The following is a 23,773-nucleotide window of genomic DNA, read 5'->3' as shown; positions in this document are numbered from 1 at the left end:
GTCAATCATCCCCCATTGTCCAACCAAGAAAAAGAACGATTAACCCCAGTATGGCAAAACGTCCCACCATTGCCCCCTGATTAACAAAATATTCAGGCAAGCTGATCAACACCTTGGTAAAGATAGCGTTGGTTAACAGAAAAAATACCACTAACAAAACTAAACTCATCGGCTAATTAGTCAATTAATTATCAAGACTTACCAAGTAATATTTGACTCCATAATTTTAACTAACTACATTGAAAAGATAAAATTTTTGCCTTTGTTTGGTTGCGCCCGGCTCCCTTAGCAGCATACAAGGCCTGATCAGCAATTTTGATTAAATCACTGGGATGATAATGCAACAGAGGCACAGTGGTGCCAATCCCCAAACTCATGGTGAGGTAACAGCTCGTGGGAGAATCAGCATGGGAAATTTTTGCCTCCGCTAGATGGTGATGGATGCGTTGGGCCACAGTGTAAGCTCCCGGTTGATCGGTGTAGGGCAAAATTACAATAAATTCTTCACCTCCGTAGCGAGCCAGGACATCGGAAGGGCGCTTCAAAGAATTTTGAATGATTTTAGCTACACTTTGGAGGCATTTGTCCCCCATTTGATGACCATAAAGATCATTATAGTTTTTGAAATAATCTACGTCACATAAAATTAGGGAAATGGGAGATTTTTGCCGCAAACATTGCCGCCATTCCTGTTCTAAATAACTAGTGAAATAACGGCGATTGGGAATTTGGGTTAGTTCATCGTAAATAGCTAAATGTTTGAGTTGTTGGTTGACTTGCTCTAGCTGTTGTTTGGCAAATTCTAACTCCATGGTGCGCTCCTTCACCCTAATTTCCAAGGTTTGGGAATAATTTTTGATGGTTTCATAATATTGGGCAGTGCGGATAGCGGCCGCTACTTGGCCAGTAACGGTGGAAAAAAGATTCAAATCGCTGGAATTAAAGTGCTTGGCCTGGTAGTGGGCTAAACCAAGGACGCCAATAATTGAATTTTGGACCGTCAGAGAACAGCAAAGCAAAGAACGAATTCTAGAAGGCTGATTGAGGTAATCTGGATCCTTTTGAATATCATCAATTACCTCCACTTGATGGAATTTTAAGACCCGCTCAACAATTTTTTCAATTGCTTTAAAATCCTGTAATGAGTCTTCCGTTTTATACAAAAATGGAGCTAGACTATCTTGGCTTTGGTCATAAAGGTATAAAAATATTTCATCGACACTGATAACCTGACGAATCTGGGCTCTAATTATTTCGATTAGCTCATGCAACCCAGTGCAGGTGGCCATGGCATTAGCAAATTGTGAAAGAAAAACCACTTCTTCATATTTTTGTAGAGCATCCTTGGCCAACTGTTTTTTTTCATACTCCGTTTGCACAATGTAACCCACCACAGCGGCGATCGCCTCGGCTGAATCGGACGCAAGGTCACCGTTTACGGTTCCCAAACAAACCTGATGAGCATAAATATCAGCCTTTGCTTCGGAACCTTGAGCATTGCCCCAAAGACAAAGACCATTAGTATCAACAATGGCAAAATTTTTCCCGACGGAACTGTCCAGCCGTTGGAGTAGGGTTTTGACCTCTGGCTTTTTTAATACTTTCTGAAAAGAAAAGTTTTGCATGAATCTTTTGTTTGACAAGCTATCCACCAACAGATGGTGACCGATGCACCACTTTATTTTTGATTGAAGCTCAACCCTGTAATCTTCCCCAAGTATTATTTCTATTTAAAATTTTCGTTGGCTCAAAAGATGAAAATATTTAAAAGGTGTTTAAATAACTTGGTAGGATAGAACAATAGTCGGGGCAACAGCTTTTATATCTGTTAACTATAGCCTACTCTTAAAATTCAATCATTGACGGCCAGGGGGATCACTGTTACATCAATGGCCCCACCAAGGATTAATCGTGCCCGATTGGCGATCGTCAGGGATGATTTAGCTCGCCTTTTCTGAACTACTCTCCGGAGTTTTGCTCTCTTCTAGTTCTGCCTTAATTTGCACTGACTTTTCGAGATTTTGAGCTTCCCGCTTCAGTTCCGTTTCAAATTCTTTGGACGCTTCCTGGAATCCCCGCAGAGCCTTGCCCAAACTACGTCCTACTTCTGGTAATTTTTTGGGGCCAAACACTAACAGGGCGATAACAAAGATTAAACCTAGTTCGGGTAAGCCAATGCCGAAGATATTCATAGGACTGGGTGCGATTAGAGGGACAGAAAGATTTCTTTAACCGACTGTAGCAGAGCTTTGCCCCCCACAGAAACCAAAGGGATGAAAGCCCCATAACCAAGGTCAATGCCAGGTGTCCTAGCCGAGGGCAGTATCCCCCGTGCCCTGAAACATTAACCAGGATAGGAAGAAATTGCTGATGAAAATAGCCAATAGGGATGTGACCACAGCAGTGGTGGTGGATTCTCCCACTCCCTTAGCCCCCCCAGTAGTGGTTAAACCCCAGCTACAACCGATAATGGCGATGATGATGCCAAATACCAAAGATTTGAACAAACAAGCAAACACATCCCATAACTGGGTGAAATTTTGCACAGAGTTTAAAAAAATAGTTGGATTGATGGCATAAAGGCTAGAGGAAATCACCAATCCCCCCGCCATGCCCACAAACAGAGATAATCCCGTCAAAATGGGCAACATCAATCCACAGGCAATTACCCTGGGCACCACCAAATAATCGATCGGATCTGTCCTGAGCATATAGAGGGCATCCAATTGTTCTGTTACTCGCATGGTGCCAATTTCTGCCGCAAATGCCGACCCCACCCGGCCGGCGATCACCACCGCAGTCAATACTGGGGCCAATTCCCTGGTTAACGATAGGGATAAAACTCCACCAATGGTGGTGGTGGCTCCATAGTAGATAAATTCCCTAGCCACTTGAATGGTGAACACCATCCCGACAAAACCCGCTGTGATCAAGGCGATCGCCATGGATTCTGGGCCGACCATATTCATTTGCTCCAGGGTATTGCGCCGGTTAATGCGCCCCTGCAAAATGTGCAAAAAAACCTGGCCGGTTAAGAAAAAGGCCGCGACCAAACGCTGGAACCAAAGACTGAGGGAGTGGCGAGAGCGTCGATCTGACATACTTCACTGCAATGATTATTGACTGGGGCGTCTGGGTCCCACACCGTTATTCCAATAGCTGGGCTAGGGAAGAAATATATCGCCCTTACCTCATCGACTTTCCACCCGGAACCGTTCCACAGAGGTTAACAGATCTCGGGAAATGGAGACCAGGGTTTGCAAAGATCCTGCCACCCGTTGGGATTCCTGGGACGTTTCTTGGGCGGTCAGCTCAATGGACTGCATGACGTTGGACACTGCCCCGGAATTCTCCTGTTGTTTGACGGTGTCGGCGGTAATGGAACGCACTAAAGTGTTAATCCGGTTAGACACCTCAATAATATCCTCCAGGGCTCGTTTAGACTGTTCCGATTTGTCAGTCACGTCGATTACTTGTTGTATACCCTCTTCCATGGCAGTCATTACGGAGCCGGTTTCACTCTGGATCTGCAAAACGATCTGCTCAATTTCCTTCAACGACTTAGCAGAACGATCTGCCAACTGCCGCACCTCGTCTGCAACGATAGCAAAGCCCCGCCCTGCTTCCCCTGCCCGGGCCGCCTGAATGGAAGCGTTCAAAGCTAGCAGGTTAGTCCGGGAGGCAATTTGGGAAATAACTGCCACAATTTTGGAAATTTCCTGGGATGCTTCCGCTAGCCGTTTTACCTTGCGGGCGGTTTCCGATACCGTTTCCCGAATTTGTAGGATGCCCCCCACCGTTCTTTCCACTGCTTCCCCACCTTTGAGGGCCGTCAAAGATGAAGTATGGGCCACTTCCTCCGCTTCCCGGGCGTTTTCTGCCACCCGTTCAATGGATTCCGTCATTAACTGAACGGAGTTAAGGGTGACAGCCAATTCCTCCGCCATCCGTAGGGCATCGCTGGAGTTATTGCGAGCAAAGGACTCACTGTCTTTACAGTTATTGTTCACCTGCTTGGCAGCATTTTTTACCTGCAAGACAATTTCCCGCAAATTTTGGATAGTCAGGTTAAAGGCATCGGCCACCGCCCCCAACTCATCCGCGGTTACTTCCGCTTGTACGGTCAAATCTCCCCGGGAAGCCCCCTCCACATCGTCCAGAAGCCGAATTACTTGGCGTTGCAACTTCTCCCGCACTTTTTCGGTGGTGGCAGCCCGTTCCTGGGCTTCACTGGTGGCAGTGAGAATAACCTGGGAAATATAGTTAAACCGCTGGGTCAAAGCCCCCAATTCGTCCTCTGATCGCACCTTGGCCCGGACATTGAAATTGCCTTCGTAGATGGATTCAAACTGATTTTGTAGGTCGTCGATAATACTTTTAATCTGTTGCATCAGGAGTCGATTGATCAAAAAGACCCCAATCGCCGTGGCTATGGCTGTGAGGAGGGCGAGGTTGAGGAGGGATGGTTTGCCCGGTTCTTCCTCTGGGGTCTGGGAAGGGGCCTGACCCTCTGCGGGGGCACCTTCTGCCGGAGCTTCGGTGGTGGTTTCCCCTGAAGGAGCAGGTACGTCTTGGGGAGTTCCCCCCAGGCCCACTATGCTTCCTAATACCAACACAGCGAACCCGGAAAATACACCGGAGGAGATCGCCATGTAAATTTGCTTTTTAAACAGGGAAGCATTGGTGAACCAACCGAGAAAACCCGCATCTACTTCACTGGTGGGGCGGTCATTAAAGGGACTAGTGGCGCTGGATAAATCCCCGGTGGCGGCACCCTCTGGTTTTAGCCAAGTAGCCATACCCGGTGGTGGGGCATTACCTCCATGGGCCACCGCATCACCGCCTTGGGTGTCATCGACCTGGTCCACAGTGCCCATATCCAGACCGGTGGTTTGGGTAAAGAGGGAAGAATCGGGCAACTCCGGGGCAATGTCTGTCAAGTTAAAATCGGACAACTCATCGTCAACCCCTTCCTCAAACGCATCAAAACTCGGCAAGTTGTTGCCACCGCCGTAATTGCCAGAAGTGGGGGTAGGAGCGGCAGATAGGGCTTCCGGATCGTCTAAACCTAGGGCTTCACTCCAGTCGCCCCCATCCCAAGCTTGATATTGGGGATGTTCGGTGCCCTCTGTCCCGCCAATACCCGCCGCTGAGACATCCGCCGCCAAATCAGCAAAGTCCGCTATCCCTTCACCGAAAGCCGGAGGTACCACAAAGGTAGATTCACCGGTTTGGGGCATCATGGTCTGTTCATCGTCCGAGTCCAGATCATCGGTAAAAGCTTCTGGACTCCAATCTAGATTTTCAATTTCGTAACTCCTGGCCCCACTGGTGCTAAAGGAACCGGATCCAGAGTTACGGCCAAAGGGATGATCCATGCCCGGATTGGTGGGGGTAGGTACGCTACCCAAGGTGGGCTCACCAAAATCATCCTCCGTAAATATTCCCGTTTCCCAGGCCATGGAACGGTCAACAGAATCAACCTCACTTTGCCAATCCTGGCCAAAGGAGTCTTTCGCTCCGTTGCCCCCCGTTCCCTCCTCTTGGATTTGCCCCAGGGCCTGGTGAGCACAGTCGATTAAATCTTGGCGATCGGAAAGCCGGATTACCCCCTGATAAGCTTGGTGGGCTAGGGCGTATTGTTCCAGGCCGACATAGATGTGTCCCCGGAGCAATAGCACATTGGGATCTTCAGGAAAATCAGCGGCCAATTGTTCAATGTGGGAAGAAGCTTCTTGATAATTCCCCTGTCCATAGGCGGCGTAGGCCAACCCATAAAGCTGCGAAAAATTGGTTTCTGTTGCCATTTTGCCGGTTTCCTCAGTCGGATTTTAGGTAGGCTAAGGTGAATAAAATCAATTGCCTCAGCCGGATATATCAAGTTGCCCAGCGGGCGGATCGGAGTAGCGCCACATGGTCTAGAAGGCGCAAAATTTGAGGGGGAGAGGACGGCGCACCGTCAGTGGGAATCTGCCACTCTCCCTGGACGTAGGGGGCAATGTGATCCGGCACAGCGTTAGCCGGCTGAAGATTGTCCGTATCCAACCATTCCATATTACCGAGGGAGTCGATCGCCAAACCCAAAAGTGTTTCTTGATCTTCCACCGCAATGACGGGAATTTCCGCCCGGTCAGTGTTGAGATTGGTATTATTCCCCAGAAAACGACCCAGGTCTGCTACCCAAATGACCTGACCTCGGAGGTTAATAGTTCCTAACAATAGGGGCGAAGCGTTGGGGATAGGGGTAATGCGGTCTGGTTCTTGTTGCATTACTTCCCGAATAGAAACCGCTGGCAGGGCAAATTCTTCCCGGGAAGGCAAATAAAACCTGAGATGAAGCTCCCCTTCCAGGGCTTGCAGTTCCTGAAACGCCGGATCCAATTCCTGCTTACCATCAATGAAAATATCAGCGGGATTAGAACTAACCATAGATTTCCCTACCTAAGACCCTGAACAACCATAACCCAAGTCTCATAAAATCCCCACAATTAATTGCGCAGGAGTTGTTTAATGGTACCCACCAATTCCATCGGCTGAAAGGGTTTGGCGATATAGGCGTCGGCCCCCTGACGCATGCCCCAAAAACGATCAAATTCCTCCCCCTTAGAGGAACACATAATCACCGGCACATTTTTTGTTTTCGGATCGGATTTGATGCGCCGACAAACCTCATAGCCGTTCATGCGGGGCATAACAATATCCAGCACCACCAGGTCCGGACTAAAACTCTGCAATTTTTCCAAGGCCTCTACCCCATCACAGGCGATGGTGACCTGCCAGCCATGGTCTTTGAGGATGCCAGATATCATCTCGCGCTGACTAGAGCTGTCTTCAACCAGCAAAACTGCGTTCATAAAAGTCCTTTCTGCTTGGCATTGCAAACCTGGATCCGAAGCAAATTGGCGAATCCTGCCTGGTTTATTTTCCATCATAGTCGCTCCCTTAACAATTCAGTCAGTATTATTTTTTGCTGGGGAGCCCATTGGTGCTGACAATTTACCGCAAAATTGTCATTGGTGTAACGGGGGATGGGAATAGGGGCTGGGGACAATGGTCAACGGATCATGATTTTTTACAGTAGGATTCAACTAATGAAATTAGTTCTTGTTGGGTGAAGGGCTTAGTCAAATAGTCCGTGGCCCCTGCCATCCGGGCTAAGAGTCGGTCGAGGTAGGCTTCCTTGCCGGTGAGCATAATGATCGGAATGGCCCGTAGGTGCTGGGAATGGCGGATCATGCGACAGATTTCATAGCCATCTAGGTGGGGCATGGTGATGTCGCAGAGGATCAAGTCAGGTTGCAAAGTCAAGAGGGTGGTCATGGCCTGCAGGGGATCCTGGAGCACCACCACTTCACAGTTGGGGTTTTGACTGGTCAAAAAAAGTTCAATTTGTTTACCGATGGCATAGTCGTCGTCAAGGCAGACAACTTTATGGATGGTATGGTCTGTCAAGGTTTCCCAGGCTGGATCCGCCCCACCGTGGGATTCGTGGGCTGGAAATATTTCGATCGCCCCTGATTCGATGTAGGGGTAGAGGCCATGGGCAATGGCGGGCAGATTTTTTTGTAGGTAGCGGGAGATCTGCCGTAGGGGGATGGCCTCATCGGTCCAACTGCGGAAATGCTGGGCAAATTTGGCCGGTATTTTGTTGGCCAGGGCCGGATCCTTGGCGATCGCCATTGGTTGGTCGGGGGACTGGATGCGTAAATATAACTGCTTCCAAGCTTGGATTTGTTGCCCTGCCTGGGCCAATAGGGGAGTGACGGGAAAGGAAGTGAGGGCCGGCTCTAGGGCAGAACCTAAGGCGAAGACAAAATTTCCCTGGCGTAAACTCAGCACATCAAACAACACCTCCTGCACCATGCCCAAAACAATGCGGTGGGCTTGGGGGGGAGTGAGAATATTTTTGGAAAGTAATTGCCATAAACAGGCGTATTCAGGAATGTGGTTCAGGGCTAGACTTTCCAGTTCCATTTCCCCCAGGGGAATGGCAATGTCATGGTGGCGGAGATAGTCTTGGAGGCGGAGCAACTTGCCACAGTCTTGGTCGGCGGCATAGACCAACTTGCCGTCCACAAAGAAGAGAAACCAGTAGCCTACTTTGTCGGGCAAAATCCGACCACGACCCTGATGGGGATAAACCTCAACGAAAAGTTCTCCCGTCCGCTGGCCCAATGCAATGAGCCGCAGGATACTCCGGAGATCAATTTCGTTCAGGGTTCCCTGCATGGCGTTTTCACAAGATTGATGTGTATATCTTATCGAACTTGCCGCAAGCTTACTCACCAACCAAGGCTGGAGTTTTCCCCCTTTCTGCAACGCCTCTAAGGGGCCCTGGAATTTGACCTGAGGCCGGAGCCCAATGTCGGTGTTAAAACATTTCGTCAATTAAATGTTGATAGGTTTGGGTTACCACCGCTCGTTTGAGCTTCAAGGTTTGGGTCATCATGCCGTTTTCCAAGGAAAATGGTGCCGGGACGAAACGAAAATCCTTAATTTGGTCATCGGCTCGATACCCAGGGCGATCGCGAACTTCCCGTTGCAGTTCCGACCGTATTAATCCCACCACCTGGGGGTCATACAAACCGCTGGCTTGTATGGCTTCATTGCTAGCCGATGGTTCCGGCAGAGTGATTTGTAAATTTTTGGACTCAGCCCACTTTTGCAACGCATCAAAGTTGGGCACAATTAAAGCCCCTAGGAATTTTTGATCCTGTCCCACCAACATAATTTGGTCGATGTAGGCACTGCGTAAACAAGCATCCTCAATGGGTTGGGGTTCAATGTTTTCCCCGTTACTGAGCACAATGGTGTCCTTGGCCCGACCGGTGAGAATCAAATCGTTTTGGGGCGTTACCCAGCCCAAATCCCCGCTGTTGAACCAGCCCTCTGGGTCTAACACTTTGGCAGTGGCCTCCGGTTTGTTGTAATAGCCCTGCATCACTTGGGGGCCCCGGATCAAAACTAGTCCCTGGGTTTCGGGGGGGAGGTCCCGTTTAGTTTCCGGATCAACAATGCGGATTTCCGTTAAAGGCACAGGGCGGCCGGAGGAGTAACGCAGATTGTGTTTGTGTACCCTGGCATTGGTAACGGGGGCCGTTTCCGTCAGACCATAGCCCACCAGGACGGGAATACCGGTGATTTCATAAAAATCGTCCAAATGTCTAGCCAGGGCTCCCCCTCCAGAAATGAGGGTTTCCAGTCTGCCCCCGGCGGCCTGCCGGACTTTGTGGTAAACAATTTTGTCCCCCAGGTAGTGCAAAGGACTGAGCACCAAGACTTGGCAACGAGCTACCCATCGGGCGATCGCCGAAGCGTGGAGATGGTTCAAGCTCAGGTTATTGGCAATGCGTTTGGCCAGAATATACTGGTGGGAAATGCCGAAAAAGAAATTAATTAGCTTTTGTTGCCCAGGGGACTTTTCCCGGAAGTTTTTTTGCACCCCTTCGTAGAGGGATTCCCAGAGCCGGGGCACTCCGACAATGTGATGGGGTTTAATCTGCTTCACATCATTTTTGAAATGGCGAATGCTGGTGTAGTTCAACGTACAGCCCCGGGAGAGAAGAAAATATTCGGCGCTTCTTTCTAGGGAATGCCAACAGGGCAAAATACTCAACACTTGGTCGCCGGCTCGAGGAATAATCACCGAATCCAATTCCCGTACTTGGTGTAATAAATTGCCGTGGCTGAGCATGACCCCTTTGGGTTGTCCTGTGGTGCCGGAAGTGTAGATCAGGGTGGCTAAATCCTCTTCTTGGCGGGGAACTGGGGTAGGGATTTTTCCCTCTCCTTGGGCCATGACCTGGGCAAAGTTATATTGAGGAATGGCGCTGTCCTGGTCCACCGCTTCGTCGGAGAGTAGGATAATCAAGTCAAGGTCAACCTTTTCGCTGTCCAGGGCTAGTTTGGTCAGAGTTTGCCGATTTTCCACGATCAGGGTGCGGCTGTTGCTATCTGCCAGAATGTAGAGCAATTCCTGGCGATCGGCTTGGGCGGAACGGACGGCGTTGACGGCTCCGGCCAACATACTGCCTTGGTCGGCGATAAACCACCGGGGGCTATTGTCGGCGAAGATAGCTAGGTGTTGATGGGGAGTAACCCCTAAATCCTGTAAGCCAGCGGCAAAGGTCTGGATTTTGTCCCGCAATTGGGCGTAGGTCAGGGCGACGGGGGAATCACTGTGGCGATCATTAAGGGCCACAATGTCGGCAAAATTTTCCCCGGTGATGGCCCAGATGTCCGCCAGGCAGTGGATGGAGTCGTAGTTAATTGGCGCAACCATGATCAGATAGAAACAAGGGAGAAATCTTTATTTTTAAGGCTAGAGAGGCTAAAGAAGGACAATTTAAATCTATTCAATGTATTTGACCTTGATTTTCCGCATTGGGCCCACTTTTACAGCAATATGTTGACAGTTTATACCCAGTCTGACCAAGCTTTATCCTGGATAGAACGCCATGGTCATTGTCCACCGGCATTTGTCTGTGTGTTGGGCTTTACCGAAACTGGGTTAATTCCGGGCATTTCCGCCGCCGGCAAAACCCCCGCTGATCGGAAGTTTACGGCGATCGCCGATGCGGAATTTTTAATTAAGGGCACTACGGCAGGGGCAACCTATCCCTTACCTCCCCTCATTTCTGGGGTTTCCCCTGTGTTTATTACCAAAGCGTTGGTGGATGCCCTCGGCACACCGGTGTACTTGTTTAACTCCGGTTTACCTATTCCCCCGTCCGTATCTGCTATCGATCTGGGGGGGCAACCGGCTCGCTGTCTTTCCACAGGGCAAGCGTTACCGTTGGCAATGGTGGAGCATCTTTTTCAGCAGGGTTTGCAGTGGGGGGAAAAGTTAGCCCGGGCCCACGCCGATGGCTATCTAGTTTTGAGCGAATGTGTGGTGGGGGGCACTACCACGGCCCTAGGAGTACTGTTGGGGCTAGGCATCGCCGCTGGAGGCAAAGTCAACAGCAGTCACCCCCATTGCAACCATCAACAAAAATTGGCTCTGGTACGCCAGGGGTTGAACCATTGTGCTCCGGCTCAAGAGCCGATAGCTGTGGTGGCCGCCGTTGGGGATCCGATGCAAATCGTGGTGGCGGGGATGGCGATCGCCGCTAGCCATAGTACGGGGGTGATGTTGGCCGGGGGAACCCAGATGTTGGCGGTATATGCCCTGATCCAAGCCCTAGCTCAGCAAAGAAATCTAAGGGTGGATTTTTCCCGCCTGGTGGTGAGCACAACCAAATGGGTCTGTGAAGATGCCAGTGGTGATACGGTGGGTCTGGCCAATTTGCTTTCTCCGGTGGTTTTGTTAGCTCCCCAACTCAGTTTTGCACCCTCCATCTATCCTCAACTGCGGGTCTATGAACAGGGTTTTGTTAAAGAAGGGGTGGGGGCCGGAGCCATGGCGATCGCCGCCCAGCTTTATAAAAATTGGGATCAGGAAAAGTTGCTAGGGCTCATTGAGAATTTAATTGCCCGGGAACTGGGGCAAGCCCTGGGGAGCGCCCAACAATGACAGTGATTATTGCGGGGGAAAGAAGCGGCGCAGGTAAAACCACCATTACCTTAGCGATGTTGGCCTACTTAGCCCAACAAAAACTAACGGTGCAGTCCTTCAAAGTGGGGCCGGACTACATTGACCCCATGTTCCACAGCCAAATTACCGGGCGACCCTGCCGTAACTTAGATCCTTTTTTAACTTCTGAAAGTTATGTCAAAGATTGCTTCCGCTACCACAGCCAAAGCACTCCCTACAGTTTGATTGAAGGGGTAATGGGGCTATTTGACGGCGTACCCTACCAAGGCATGGGGGACTATGCTTCCACTGCCCACATTGCCAGGTTGCTGGAGTTGCCCGTAATTTTTGTGGTGGATTGTCAACGTTTATCCGGCTCCATCGCCGCCATTGTCCAGGGTTATCGCCATTGGCAACCGGAGATTACCTTAGCCGGAGTAATTTTGAATCGGGTGGGAGGCGATCGCCATTTAGAATTACTCAAAATTGCGTTGGCACCGTTGGATATCCCTATTCTGGGGGTATTTTTCCGTCAGCAGGATTTAACTTTGCCCGATCGCCATTTGGGGTTGGTGCCCTGTGGCGAATTGCCGCAAATTCAGCAATATTTTGACCAGTTAACCCATTTGGCCGCCCAGCAATTGGACTGGCCCAAACTGCTGCCGCTACTGGCAACATCCAGCAATTTATCTGCCCCCCCTAGTTTATTTAACATTCCCGCCCGACTACCCCAAGTCCACTTGGCGATCGCCCAGGATCAAGCGTTTAACTTTTACTACGCCGATAACTTGGATTTACTGAGCCACTGCGGCTTTGAACTGATTCCCTTTAGCCCCCTAGAAGATCCCCAACTTCCTCCGGCGATCGATGGGGTCTACCTGGGGGGTGGTTTTCCCGAACTGTTTGCAGAAACTCTCAGCCATAATCAGTCGTTAAAAAATCAGTTCAAGCAACTAATTAACCAAGGACTACCGGTGTATGGGGAATGCGGCGGTTTGATGTATCTCAGCCAAGCCATTACGGACTTTACCAGGCAAACTTTTCCCATGTTAGGCATTCTCCCCACCGCTGTCACCATGGGGGGCAAACTCAGTCTCGGATACCGCCAAGCCCAGGTGGTCAATTCCCACAGTTGGTTGTGGCCAACAGCCCCCCTGCGAGGCCATGAATTTCACCGTTCCCAGATGACGGAACTCCCTGACCAAGCTCTATACCGCCAGCGGGGGCTCCTGGCCATTGACCAGGGGACAATGGATGGCTGGTGTTTGGGCCCTGTTCAGGCTTCCTATCTCCACCTCCATTGGGGCAGTCAAATTTCCCCGGTGGAAAAATTTTTAGCTACTTGCCTTGCCTTTCAAAAAAAGTTGAGCTAACTTGGGAGGAGTCCACCCTTTAAGTCAGTACCATTAAGGAATACAGGAGGTGATGCCCATGGTAGAAAGTAGTATGTGCATGGGTCGTTTGGTTGAAGTTAGCCGGCTGTGTGCCGGGGCCGTTCTTTAGAGTAACTATTCCCCACAACCCGAATTAGCTACATTTAAAGTTCCTTCCGGCAGTCAGGTTTCGACCGAACTGACCCCCTAGACCGCTCTCCCGAATCGCTGCAATCCAGCCTTTGGGGGAGCGGATGGTTTTTTGGTGGGAAATTAGATTATTGTGGGGGGCTTTGGTCGGTCGATTCACGATTCCAATCGTAGCAACTGCCCGTTATTGTTATCGGTTAAAACATAAACATGGCCATCGGGGCCTTGGCGAATATCCCTCACCCTGTCGCCGATGGTAATGGTGGTTTCGCTAATAATTTCGTTATTTTCCCCAACCCGTAAATGGCGAACGCCCCTGTCCACTAAACCGCCAGCAAAAATGGTGCCCTGCCACTCGGGATGGCGATCGCCACGATAAATGGCTAAACCGGAAGGGGCAATGGCCGGAGTCCAAACCTGGAGGGGATCTACCATATCAGGGCGAGATGTGACGGGGGCAACGGGCTGACCCGTACTGTATTCCTTGCTGAAGGACACCACTGGCCAACCGTAATTTTCTCCCTTTTGAATTAAATTCAGTTCATCCCCGCCCCTAGAACCATGCTCCGTAGCCCAGACCTGTTGGGTAATGGGATCATAGGCCATGCCTTGGATATTGCGATGGCCATAACTCCAAATTTCCGGGGCCGCTTCGGGATTATCTCCAAAGGGATTATCGGCGGGTATGGTGCCATCATCATTGATGCGAATTACCTTGCCGAGGTGACTAGCCAGGTTTTGGGCCTGTTGGCGGATAAAGTCTCCCTCCAGTTGCACAGGGGGATTGCCACCATCACCAATGGAAACTAGTAGGGTTTCGTCCGGCAACCAAGTTAACCGGGAGCCAAAATGCTGGCCGCCGGATTTGGTTTGTCCTACTTCAAAAATGATTTGCCAATCCGTCAGTTTTTCTCCGTCAAAAACCGCCCTGGCTACCCTGGTGCGATTGGCCTGCTGAGTACCGTGGGAGTAGGTGAAATAGACGAAGCGATTTTCTGCAAAACGGGGGTGCAGGGCAATGTCCAGTAAACCTCCCTGTTGGGAAGCAAATAGTTGTTGGGCAGAGACGGTGGCAACTTCTTCTACCCCGCCGATCGCCTCTGGATCTAAGACACCATTACGGATAATGCGGAGTCGTCCCGGCCTTTCGGTGATTAAAATGTCGCCATTGGGTAACCAAGCCATACCCCAGGGATGTTCCAAACCGCTGATTATCGGCACAGCTTTAATTTCTTTTGGGGGAGTTTGGGCCACCTCCATCGAATTAGTCGGCCTGGAGGAAGTTTGACCTGCTTCAGTGTTTACAAGATCAGCTTGGGAAAATACTCCACAGCTTGAGAGGGCAATGCCACTGGCCAGGGGGAGGGTAAGCTTGAACAGAAATGGAATAAACATAAGGCCGATTAATCGCGTTCCTTTTTACTCCACCTTAAACAATTTGCCTAGGAACTAAGACCGGTTAGTGGCCAGTTAATCTTGGGCAGCGTGATTAGAATGGAGCTAAAGTCAAAGCCCACCGAGGTGAAAACTCGATGACTGCCGCCAAGCCCCGTTGGACAATCGCAGACCTGGAATTTTTTCCCGACAATGGCGATCGCCATGAAATTATTGATGGAAATCTTTACGTGACCCGAGCGCCCCACTGGAAACACCAAAAAGTTCTCACTAGGCTGTGCCAGGCTTTACCCTCCAAAGATGCTCATGGTCGAACGGGGGAAGTTTTGCAAACGCCGGGGTTAATTTTTGCTAGCGACGATAATGTCATTCCCGATTTGGTTTGGATTAGCCAGGAAAAACTTAGCTCTTATGTGGATGAAGCTGGCCATCTCATCACTGCCCCGGAACTGATCGTGGAAGTGCTTTCCCAAAAGAACCAGGATATTGCTAGGGATCGCCAGGTGAAGTTGAAACTCTACTCAAGGGTGGGGGTTGAAGAATATTGGATTGTGGATTGGCAGCAACAAAAAGTGGAAATTTATCGGCGATCGTCAGCCCGCTTGGAACTGGTTTTAACTCTATTTTCTGAAGACCAATTAACTTCGTCCCTTTTTCCAAATTGGAGCCTACAGGTTGCAGATATTTTTGTGTGAGAAACAGACAATTTTGTCCAGTCAATTTATAAAGAAAAATCTCAAAGCCTTACTCCTATTGAAATTACTAAAAATAATTAAACAGCATAAACGACTCGTAACCCGACGTTTGAACTCGCAAACTCTTTATCAAGGGCTATGCGGCGGCTAGAACGACAATCTAACGGACGGTTATCCCACGATCCACCTCGACAAGGGAAATATTTACTATTTTCTAAATTATCGTCCCATGAACTTCCGTCTATTGGTGCTCCTCTATAATCGTCATGCCACCCGTCGGAACACCACTCCCAAACATTACCTGCCATATCGTAAAGTCCCCAAGCATTAGGAATTTTTTGGCCAACTTCATTGGACCTCCCATCGGAATTATCTACGAACCAAGCGTGACTAATAATTTCCTCTGGGTTATCTCCCCAGTAAAAGCGAGATTCCGTTCCAGCACGGCAAGCATATTCCTACTGGGATTCACTTGGCAGACCATAATATTTTCCTGTTAAAGCTCCTAGTTTTTGACAGAAATTTTGGGCATTGCTAAAATCAATCCACTCCATCGGATGATTAGGAAAATCAAAAAAATAGGACAAATCTTTTCGTAGATTTAATCCTGTTATGGCTAACCACTGTTGGCGTGTAATGGGATATTTGCCAATAGCAAAAGATTTTAATGTGACTAAGTGAGCGGGTTTTTCATTAGAATCGGCATCGGGATCAGAATCAGGCGATCCCATAATAAATTCTCCCGCAGGTATGCCTATCATTTCCAACGGAACATCACCGGGTAATATTTCAGTAAAGTTTTTGACATTTGCAGAAAAAATATCAAGCTTTTTTTGAGAAACAATTGCTAGACCTGAGAGACCAACAAGTCCTAAACTACCTAAAATAACATTGCGCCTTGTTGTCGAAATTCCTGAACCTGTCGTTTGTGTTAATGTTGGTGTAGTAGTTTGTGGCGGTAGAACTTTAATTGTTGCCTGAGTCTTATAAAAAGCAGCCAAAGGCTTTAACCTATCCAATACTACCTGGGCATTAATTGGACGTTCGTTGATATCAGGTCGCATTAATTCATCAATTAAATCTCGTAATTCTTGCCGATAACCTTGAGCTTCTTGTTGCCAAATTAATCCTTTCTTTAAACTGTCTTGAAACTGGTCTGGAGTTTTTCCTGTTAGTAAAAACACAAAAGTTCTCCCCAAGGCAAAAAAATCCGAGCGGTATTCAGCTTTGCCATTAGCTTGTTCATCAGGGGTATAGCCTTTGGATACGATGGCAATAGTACCGCCACTTCCTTGCAGTTTTTTAAAATAAGTTTCGGTTTCTTCTCTGGCAGTACCAAAGTCAATTAAAGCAATTTGACCAGATGCTCTTAACATCACATTGGCTGGTTTAATATCCCGGTGAAAATAGTTCGCACTGTGAATTAACAGCAAAATTTCCATCAATTGTTGTAACCAACGCACGGCTGCCCGTTCAGAAATCGGTCGATAATTATTTTTTGCCAAATAGCCTTCAATTGTTTCTCCTTCGATATATTCCATCACCAAACAGCGCAATGGTTTCTGATTTCCCCGTGGGAAATAATCAAATCTTCCCCCAGGTTCTACCTTGGGAATGCCTGGATTGTCTAAGTTTTGTAAGACTAAGGCTTCTTGGTCAAATAAGGCAATTGCCTTTGGGTCGTCATTGTGGAGAATTTTTAGAACCTTATTACGTGCCACAGTCATCCACAAGATAAGTTGTCCCAAAGCCTCCACTGCCCAGATGTTCCATCACGCGGTAGAGGTCATTGATTAGCAAGTTTGAGCCACAGCTTGTACAAAACAAACTCAGACCTTGATCTTCCTGCTTTTTTGCTTTTTCACAATAGGGATTAATGCAAAGACTCATGAAGTTACAAATTATCTATACTTTTAGACATAAGTTTACTACTTCAAACATCGATAGGATTAATTTGGAGTACTGGGGAGTCTGTGCCTGTGAACCAAAATGGGGGAAGGGATAAAGATTTTGATTTTTACCTAATGCCTAACCCTCATCGATAATTCCCGCTTGCCGCAGCAACTCCTTCAAGCGAGTATTTTCCGCCTCAGCTAATTCGGCCCGTTTTTCAGCCTCTTCCGCCAATGCCGCCAGAGCCACAGTACTCAAGAAGGGACGGCGATCGGGGTAGAAAATTTTTAGATCATCCGGGGTAAGTTCAAAGTGGATACCCAAAAGGGGACTTGTCCAATGCTCCACTTCATCAATAACCGTTAACTTACCCTGCCACCGCTGCAAACCCACTAGTTCATTGTTATTGGGGTCGTAGACATAATATTCTTCCACACCGTAAAAATCATAAAAATCCCTCTTTTTATTCATCTCCTTGAGACGATTGCCGGGGGACAGCACCTCAAATACTACCTGGGGCGGTTGATTGTCTTCCTGCCATTGACGGTAGGAACCCCGATCGCCCTTGGGTCGGCCTAAAGCCACCAAAACATCGGGGGCAACCCGGATTTCTGGCTTACCCTCCACGGGATACCAGAGCAGATCCCCGGCCACAAAAACATCGGGATTATCCGCAAAAAGACATTCCAGATTTTCTTTTAATAGGACAATCCAACTAAACTGCTTGGTGTTGCTAGCTATGGGTTGCCCATCACTATCGGGATAAACAATTTGCCGATCTAAGGCGGCGGTCATAGCGGTGGTCTCCAGCAGCTCGGGACTGACCTTTAGTTTAACTGATGATTTTTGATCATCATCTAGGGAGCGTTCTTCAACTCTGGAACAAACTACAACAGAACAAAATAGTTAAATTTGTTACCTTTTCCCCGGTAACAATCTGAAATTTCAGCAAAACTTAATAGATTCATTAAGGAAACCTCCCTCCTCTCCATAATGACCGCTACAATTCAAAAACCGGGGAATGCCCTGCCATAGAGGTCTTCGCCCCCTCATCCCAAACTTTTGTACGGTTACCAGTCCTATGAACAGTTCTCACCTCGCCCCCCAAGTCCAAGGTCTTTACGATCCACAAAATGAACATGATGCCTGTGGGGTGGGTTTTATTGTGCAGATGAAGGGCAAAGTTTCCCACGACATTGTGGAGCAGGGCCTACAAATGTTGGTTAATTTGGAGCACCGGGGAGCCTGTGGCTGTGAGCCAAACACGGGGGATGGGGCCGGTATTTTAATCCAAGTTCCCCATAAGTTTATCCAAAAAGTAGCTGGGGCTGAGGGGATTACTATTCCCGCTCCAGGGCAGTATGCAGTGGGCAATATTTACGGCTCCCCCGATCCGTTGGCCAGGGCCGAAGCTCGGCAAAAATTCAATGACATTGTCACTCAAGAGGGTTTGCAGGTTTTAGGCTGGCGAGACATTCCCACCCATAACGGGCCCCTGGGGGACACCGCCAAGGGCAGTGAACCCTTTATGCAACAGGTTTACATTGGCCGCCCGGAAGGCTTGACCGATGACTTGGATTTTGAGCGTAAATTATACGTCATTCGTAAGTTGACCCACGGGGCCATCCGATCACAAAAGATTGATAACCATTGGTATGTGGCTAGTTTATCGGCCCGAACTTTGGTTTATAAAGGCATGTTGACCACCGCCCAAGTGGGACAGTATTACCCCGAACTCCATGACCCGGATATGGAAAGTGCCCTGGCCCTCGTCCATTCCCGGTTTAGTACTAACACTTTTCCCAGTTGGGAGCGTTCCCACCCCTACCGTTACATTGCCCATAACGGCGAAATCAACACTATGCGAGGCAACGTCAACTGGATGCAGGCCAGGCAAGCTCTGTTTGAATCGTCCCTATTCGGGGAAGATATGGCCAAAGTCCAGCCGGTGATTAACATTGACGGTAGTGACTCCACCATTTTTGATAATGCTTTAGAACTGCTTTATCTGGCCGGTCGCTCCCTACCCCATGCGGTGATGATGATGATTCCAGAGCCGTGGAGTGCCCACGAGTCTATGGGGCCTGAAAAAAAAGCGTTTTATAAATACCATTCCTGTTTAATGGAGCCTTGGGACGGGCCGGCTTCCATCGCCTTCACCAACGGCAAGATGATGGGGGCAGTGTTGGACCGTAATGGTCTGCGGCCTTCCCGCTACTACGTCACCAAGGATGATCTGGTGATTATGGCTTCCGAAGCGGGGGTTTTGCCCATTGAGCCGGAGCGGGTGGCCAAAAAAGGACGGCTACAACCGGGGCGGATGTTCTTGGTGGATATGGAACAAGGACGCATCATCGCCGATGAGGAAATTAAGCAGGAAATTGTCAGTCAATATCCCTACGGTGAATGGTTAGCGGCTAACCTAAAATCCTTGGATCAGTTGCCCCCCCCCGGGAATGTCCCCGGCACCGATGGGAAAAGTTTACGCCAGCGCCAAATGGCCTTTGGGTACACCTTTGAAGAACTGCGGATTCTGTTAGCTCCCATGGGCCGGGATGGGGTGGAGGCGATCGGTTCCATGGGGGCAGACACTCCGTTAGCGGTGCTGTCGGATAAGCCGAAGTTACTTTATAACTACTTCCAACAGCTATTTGCCCAGGTTACTAACCCCCCCATTGATTCCATCCGGGAAGAAATTATTACCTCTGCAGAAACCACCATTGGCGGCGAAGGCAATTTACTCGATCCCAGGCCAGAAAGTTGTCGCTTAATTGAACTAAAAACGCCAATTCTGACCAATGAAGATTTAGCCAAATTGAAAGCGCTGGATAATGATGAGTTTAAATCCGTTACTTTACCGATCTTGTTTGATCCTAACCAAGGAGAAAAGGGCTTAAAAACTGCCTTAGATGATTTTTTTGCTGAGGCGGATCAAGCTATTGCAAAAGGAACTAATTTAATCATTCTCAGTGACTGGGATGTTTCGGTGGAAAAAGCCGCTATCCCCGCATTGTTGGCAGTATCGGGTTTGCATCACCATTTAATCCGTAACGGTTCCCGCACCAAAGTGGGGCTAGTGTTGGAATCCGGCGAACCCAGGGAAGTGCATCATTTTGCAGTCTTATTGGGCTACGGTTGTGGAGCCATTAATCCTTATCTAGCCTTTGAAACTTTAGGCGGCATGATCGCTGAAGGTTTACTGGTGAATGTGGATCATAAAAATGCCTGTAAAAACTACATCAAAGCCGCCACTAAAGGGGTTATTAAAGTTGCTTCCAAAATTGGTATTTCCACCATTCAAAGTTATCGGGGGGCACAAATTTTTGAGGCAGTGGGTTTAAATCAAGCCGTCATTGATGAATATTTCTGCCGCACCTCTTCCCGTATCCAGGGTTCCGACCTAGGGATAATTGCCCGGGAAGCTATTCTGCGCCATCAACACGCCTTTGCCCCCCGCCCCGGCGATCGCCATACCCTTGATGTGGGGGGTGAATACCAGTGGCGTAAGGATGGGGAAGAACATTTATTCAGTCCCCAAACCATTCATTTGCTCCAGCGGGCGGTGCGGGAAGGGAATTATGAACTGTATAAACAGTACGCCGCTCTGGTTAATGAACAAAATCAGAAGTTCTTTACCCTGCGGGGCTTGCTGGATTTCCAAGACCGACAACCCATTCCCCTAGAGGAAGTGGAACCCGTGGAGGCGATTATGAAACGCTTTAAAACCGGGGCCATGAGCTATGGGTCTATCTCCAAAGAAGCCCACGAGTCCCTGGCGATCGCCATGAACCGCATTGGCGGTAAGTCCAACACCGGGGAAGGAGGAGAAGATCCGGAACGGTTTACCTGGACCAATGACCAAGGCGATTCCAAAAACAGTGCCATTAAACAGGTGGCATCGGGACGATTTGGGGTGACCAGTTTATACCTCTCCCAAGCCAAGGAAATTCAGATCAAAATGGCCCAGGGTGCCAAACCCGGCGAAGGGGGTCAATTGCCCGGCAAAAAGGTTTATCCCTGGATTGCCAAAGTGCGCCACTCTACCCCCGGTGTGGGTTTAATTTCTCCCCCGCCCCACCACGACATTTACTCCATTGAGGATTTGGCGGAGTTAATCCACGACCTCAAAAACGCTAACCGGGAAGCTCGCATTAACGTCAAACTCGTTTCCGAAGTGGGGGTGGGAACGATCGCCGCTGGGGTAGCCAAAGCCCATGCCGATGTAGTCCTTGTTTCCGGTTATGACGGTGGTACAGGAGCCTCCCCCCAAACTTCCATTAAACACGCAGGTCTGCCCTGGGAATTGGGGCTAGCGGAAACCCATCAAACCTTGGTGTTAAATAATCTCCGCTCCCGCATTGTGGTGGAAACCGATGGGCAAATGAAAACTGGCCGGGACGTGGCGATCGCCGCTTTGCTGGGGGCAGAAGAGTTTGGTTTTTCCACTGCGCCGTTGGTATCCCTGGGGTGCATTATGATGCGGGCCTGTCACCTCAATACCTGCCCCGTGGGCATTGCCACCCAAAACCCAGAACTGCGGGCTAAATTCACCGGCGATCCGGCCCATGCGGTGAACTTTATGACTTTCATTGCTACGGAACTACGGGAGATTATGGCCCAACTCGGTTTCCGTACCATCAACGAAATGGTGGGCCACACGGAAATTTTGGAACCCAAAAAAGCGGTGGACCATTGGAAGGCTAAAGGGATCGACCTTTCCCCTCTGCTCCATAAGCCTGACGTTGCCCCGGAAGTGGGTCGTTATTGCCAAATTCCCCAGGATCATGGCCTGCAACACTCCCTCGATGTCACCCAATTGCTGGATCTTTGCCAACCGGCGATCGCCAACGGGGAAAAAGTCAAAGCTACTTTACCCATTACCAACATTAACCGGGTGGTAGGCACCATTGTGGGTAACGAAATCACCAAACGCCATTGGGAAGGGCTACCGGAAGATACTGTTCATCTTCATTTCCAAGGCAGTGCCGGCCAAAGTTTTGGTGCTTTTGTCCCCAAAGGGATGACTTTGGAACTGGAAGGGGATGCCAACGATTACCTAGGCAAAGGCCTAAGCGGCGGCAAAATTATTGTTTATCCCCCCAAGGGTTCAAGTTTTGTCGCTTCGGAAAATATCATTGCCGGTAACGTCTGTCTCTACGGAGCCACCGCAGGGGAAGTCTATATTTCCGGTATGGTGGGGGAACGATTCTGTGTCCGCAATTCCGGTGTGAGTACCGTCGTGGAAGCGGTGGGCGATCACGGTTGTGAGTATATGACCGGCGGTAAGGTGGTGGTTCTTGGTCAAACAGGACGAAACTTTGCGGCGGGCATGAGTGGCGGCGTGGCCTACATTCTTGATGAAACGGTTGATTTTGCCACCCGTTGTAACCAAGCCATGGTTGCTTTAGAAACGTTAGAAGATCCCGAAGAAATCAAGGATCTCCAGGAGTTAATCCAAAACCATGTTAACTACACCGATAGCGCCAAAGGTAAAGCTGTTTTAGCAGATTGGGAAACTAGTATTTCCAAATTTATTAAGGTGATGCCCCGGGATTACAAACGGGTTCTCCAAGCCATTAAAAATGCTCTGGAAGCCGGTTTGAGCGGTGATGATGCCCTCAATGCAGCGTTTGAGCAAAATGCCAAGGACGTGGCTCGCATTGGCGGCAGTTAGGTTAATCTGAGGGATAGGAATCTGCTTAACTGTCCCTCTGTCAATAGCTAGACTCTGTCTTGTATGCCAACCATTGTTTGGTCTGATTATCTCAAATATCGTTCCGAACAGCGGGGATTTGAGTTATCGCACCTTGAAGAAATCCTTAAATATGCTGATGAGCGTTACTATGACAATGAAACGGGACGCCATATTGTTGTTGGGAGACATCAAACTCAGTTGGTTGTAATTCCTTACGAATCCTCTGGAGATGTTGTGACGCCGATAACTATTCATGCGACAACTCGTCAGCAGATAAAATTTCGCTTAAGAATAGGGAGGTACACCCCTTATGGCTTTTTCTGAGACATATCCCAAAATTCGCTATTTTGAACAGGAGGATGTTCTACATTTAGTGATTACTGATGAACCGGAAGCAGATAGCGTGGAAATTAGCCCTGACGTCACCGCAGAATTGAACGAGAAGGGGGAATTAATTGGGGTTGAAATTATCAATGCCAGTTCGTTTTTGCGAAATTCAATTTTAGAGTCGGTACAGGGTAAATTGCTCAATCTGACAAAATCCTAATTTAGTCACCAAGATTTCCTTGGAAACGGAGGCATATTGAATGAGTTCAAAGTTTGGTTATGCCAAAGAAAATTCGCAAACTTAAAGCACTATTGAAACAAGCAGGATTTACCGTCAAACCTGCGAAGGGAAGTCATAGCAAATGGACTCATCCGGGTCTCCCGCAAGCTATCATCATGGCAGGTAAGGATGGCGATGATGCCAAACCCTACCTCGAAAAGCAAGTGATGGAAAGCTTGGCAAAATTACGAAAGCTTGATCAAGAGGATAACCAAGGATGAAATATACGATTGTCATTCAGTGGTCGGAAGCGGATAACTGCTTTGTGGTCTTTCTTCCGGATTTTGAATCGGTTATGCAGCCTGTTACCCACGGTGATACCTATGATGAGGCATTGCAAAATGCCCAGGAAGTTTTAGGTCTGTTAACGGAGTTAGATGACGATGACGGGAAACTGCCCAAACCCCAACCACTTCTTCAAATGGCATAGACCATAGATAAACTGTTCTA

Annotated in this window: 19 protein-coding genes and 2 pseudogenes; 8 read left to right on the top strand and 13 right to left on the bottom strand. The window is 48.9% G+C overall.

What is annotated here, in order from left to right; translation table 11 throughout:
* Position 1: 1 nt before the first annotated feature.
* The 9 genes from IQE94_RS09290 to IQE94_RS09250 form a co-directional block, all read right to left on the bottom strand.
* Positions 2-169 carry a hypothetical protein gene (locus IQE94_RS09290; protein ID WP_212717722.1) on the bottom strand — a complete coding sequence of 56 codons (168 nt, stop codon included), beginning with the start codon at positions 167-169 and terminating at the stop codon, positions 2-4.
* Positions 170-230: 61 nt separating this feature from the next.
* On the bottom strand, positions 231-1,625 hold the full coding sequence (locus IQE94_RS09285) for a sensor domain-containing diguanylate cyclase (protein WP_212717720.1): 1,395 nt from the start codon (positions 1,623-1,625) through the stop codon (positions 231-233).
* Between the two features lie 315 nt (positions 1,626-1,940).
* Positions 1,941-2,192 carry a TatA/E family twin arginine-targeting protein translocase gene (locus tag IQE94_RS09280; protein WP_190596692.1) on the bottom strand — a complete coding sequence of 84 codons (252 nt, stop codon included), beginning with the start codon at positions 2,190-2,192 and terminating at the stop codon, positions 1,941-1,943.
* A 117-nt stretch (positions 2,193-2,309) separates the two neighbouring features.
* Positions 2,310-3,101, bottom strand: coding sequence for an ABC transporter permease (locus IQE94_RS09275; protein ID WP_194016605.1), 792 nt, complete (start codon positions 3,099-3,101; stop codon positions 2,310-2,312).
* A 90-nt stretch (positions 3,102-3,191) separates the two neighbouring features.
* The gene (locus IQE94_RS09270) at positions 3,192-5,807 is read right to left on the bottom strand and encodes a methyl-accepting chemotaxis protein (protein WP_223341792.1); all 2,616 of its coding nucleotides are present in this window, start codon (positions 5,805-5,807) and stop codon (positions 3,192-3,194) included.
* A 70-nt stretch (positions 5,808-5,877) separates the two neighbouring features.
* On the bottom strand, positions 5,878-6,429 hold the full coding sequence (locus IQE94_RS09265; protein ID WP_212717708.1) for a chemotaxis protein CheW: 552 nt from the start codon (positions 6,427-6,429) through the stop codon (positions 5,878-5,880).
* Positions 6,430-6,488: 59 nt separating this feature from the next.
* Entirely contained in the window at positions 6,489-6,854 is a 366-nt protein-coding gene (locus IQE94_RS09260) for a response regulator transcription factor (protein ID WP_190596709.1), read from the bottom strand.
* 208 nt (positions 6,855-7,062) lie between these two features.
* Positions 7,063-8,229 carry a response regulator gene (locus IQE94_RS09255; protein WP_223341791.1) on the bottom strand — a complete coding sequence of 389 codons (1,167 nt, stop codon included), beginning with the start codon at positions 8,227-8,229 and terminating at the stop codon, positions 7,063-7,065.
* Between the two features lie 142 nt (positions 8,230-8,371).
* On the bottom strand, positions 8,372-10,282 hold the full coding sequence (locus tag IQE94_RS09250) for a long-chain fatty acid--CoA ligase (protein WP_223341790.1): 1,911 nt from the start codon (positions 10,280-10,282) through the stop codon (positions 8,372-8,374).
* A 123-nt stretch (positions 10,283-10,405) separates the two neighbouring features.
* On the opposite strand from IQE94_RS09250, the gene cobT reads away from it, so the two are divergent.
* Both cobT and IQE94_RS09240 read left to right on the top strand, forming a co-directional pair.
* On the top strand, positions 10,406-11,515 hold the full coding sequence (gene cobT / locus IQE94_RS09245; RefSeq protein ID WP_212717702.1) for a nicotinate mononucleotide-dependent phosphoribosyltransferase CobT: 1,110 nt from the start codon (positions 10,406-10,408) through the stop codon (positions 11,513-11,515).
* Positions 11,512-12,960, top strand: a pseudogene (locus tag IQE94_RS09240) (cobyrinate a,c-diamide synthase). The gene cobT and the pseudogene IQE94_RS09240 overlap by 4 nt, the downstream one beginning before the upstream one ends.
* 234 nt (positions 12,961-13,194) lie before the next feature.
* On the opposite strand, the gene IQE94_RS09235 reads toward IQE94_RS09240, so the two are convergent.
* On the bottom strand, positions 13,195-14,433 hold the full coding sequence (locus IQE94_RS09235; RefSeq protein ID WP_212717698.1) for a PQQ-dependent sugar dehydrogenase: 1,239 nt from the start codon (positions 14,431-14,433) through the stop codon (positions 13,195-13,197).
* A 137-nt stretch (positions 14,434-14,570) separates the two neighbouring features.
* On the opposite strand from IQE94_RS09235, the gene IQE94_RS09230 reads away from it, so the two are divergent.
* Entirely contained in the window at positions 14,571-15,128 is a 558-nt protein-coding gene (locus IQE94_RS09230) for a Uma2 family endonuclease (RefSeq protein WP_212717696.1), read from the top strand.
* 77 nt (positions 15,129-15,205) lie between these two features.
* On the opposite strand, the pseudogene IQE94_RS09225 reads toward IQE94_RS09230, so the two are convergent.
* The 3 genes and pseudogenes from IQE94_RS09225 to IQE94_RS09220 all read right to left on the bottom strand — a co-directional run bounded on the left by IQE94_RS09225 (position 15,206) and on the right by IQE94_RS09220 (position 17,816).
* Positions 15,206-16,849 (bottom strand): annotated as a pseudogene (locus tag IQE94_RS09225) (SUMF1/EgtB/PvdO family nonheme iron enzyme).
* On the bottom strand, positions 16,839-17,018 hold the full coding sequence (locus IQE94_RS18870; RefSeq protein WP_370630466.1) for a 4-Cys prefix domain-containing protein: 180 nt from the start codon (positions 17,016-17,018) through the stop codon (positions 16,839-16,841). The pseudogene IQE94_RS09225 and the gene IQE94_RS18870 overlap by 11 nt, the downstream one beginning before the upstream one ends.
* Before the next feature lie 138 nt (positions 17,019-17,156).
* Positions 17,157-17,816 (bottom strand): Uma2 family endonuclease, encoded by a 660-nt coding sequence (locus tag IQE94_RS09220; protein WP_212717691.1) that lies wholly within the window; start codon positions 17,814-17,816, stop codon positions 17,157-17,159.
* A 226-nt stretch (positions 17,817-18,042) separates the two neighbouring features.
* On the opposite strand from IQE94_RS09220, the gene gltB reads away from it, so the two are divergent.
* The 5 genes from gltB to IQE94_RS09195 all read left to right on the top strand — a co-directional run bounded on the left by gltB (position 18,043) and on the right by IQE94_RS09195 (position 23,753).
* Positions 18,043-22,695 (top strand): glutamate synthase large subunit, encoded by a 4,653-nt coding sequence (gene gltB, locus IQE94_RS09215; protein WP_223341789.1) that lies wholly within the window; start codon positions 18,043-18,045, stop codon positions 22,693-22,695.
* A 63-nt stretch (positions 22,696-22,758) separates the two neighbouring features.
* A complete protein-coding gene (locus IQE94_RS09210; RefSeq protein ID WP_212717687.1) occupies positions 22,759-23,040 on the top strand; it encodes a hypothetical protein in 282 nt (93 codons plus the stop codon).
* Positions 23,027-23,263 (top strand): DUF2283 domain-containing protein, encoded by a 237-nt coding sequence (locus IQE94_RS09205; RefSeq protein WP_212717685.1) that lies wholly within the window; start codon positions 23,027-23,029, stop codon positions 23,261-23,263. Before IQE94_RS09210 ends, IQE94_RS09205 begins: the two co-directional genes overlap by 14 nt.
* A gap of 59 nt (positions 23,264-23,322) precedes the next feature.
* Positions 23,323-23,544 carry a type II toxin-antitoxin system HicA family toxin gene (locus tag IQE94_RS09200; protein ID WP_212717680.1) on the top strand — a complete coding sequence of 74 codons (222 nt, stop codon included), beginning with the start codon at positions 23,323-23,325 and terminating at the stop codon, positions 23,542-23,544.
* Entirely contained in the window at positions 23,541-23,753 is a 213-nt protein-coding gene (locus IQE94_RS09195) for a type II toxin-antitoxin system HicB family antitoxin (RefSeq protein WP_212717679.1), read from the top strand. Before IQE94_RS09200 ends, IQE94_RS09195 begins: the two co-directional genes overlap by 4 nt.
* Positions 23,754-23,773 lie beyond the last annotated feature (20 nt).

The organism is Synechocystis sp. PCC 7339 (assembly GCF_019924095.1).
Lineage (GTDB): Bacteria > Cyanobacteriota > Cyanobacteriia > Cyanobacteriales > Microcystaceae > Synechocystis.
Note: the sequence above shows the minus strand (reverse complement) of the source record. Positions and strands in the feature narration are given on the sequence as shown.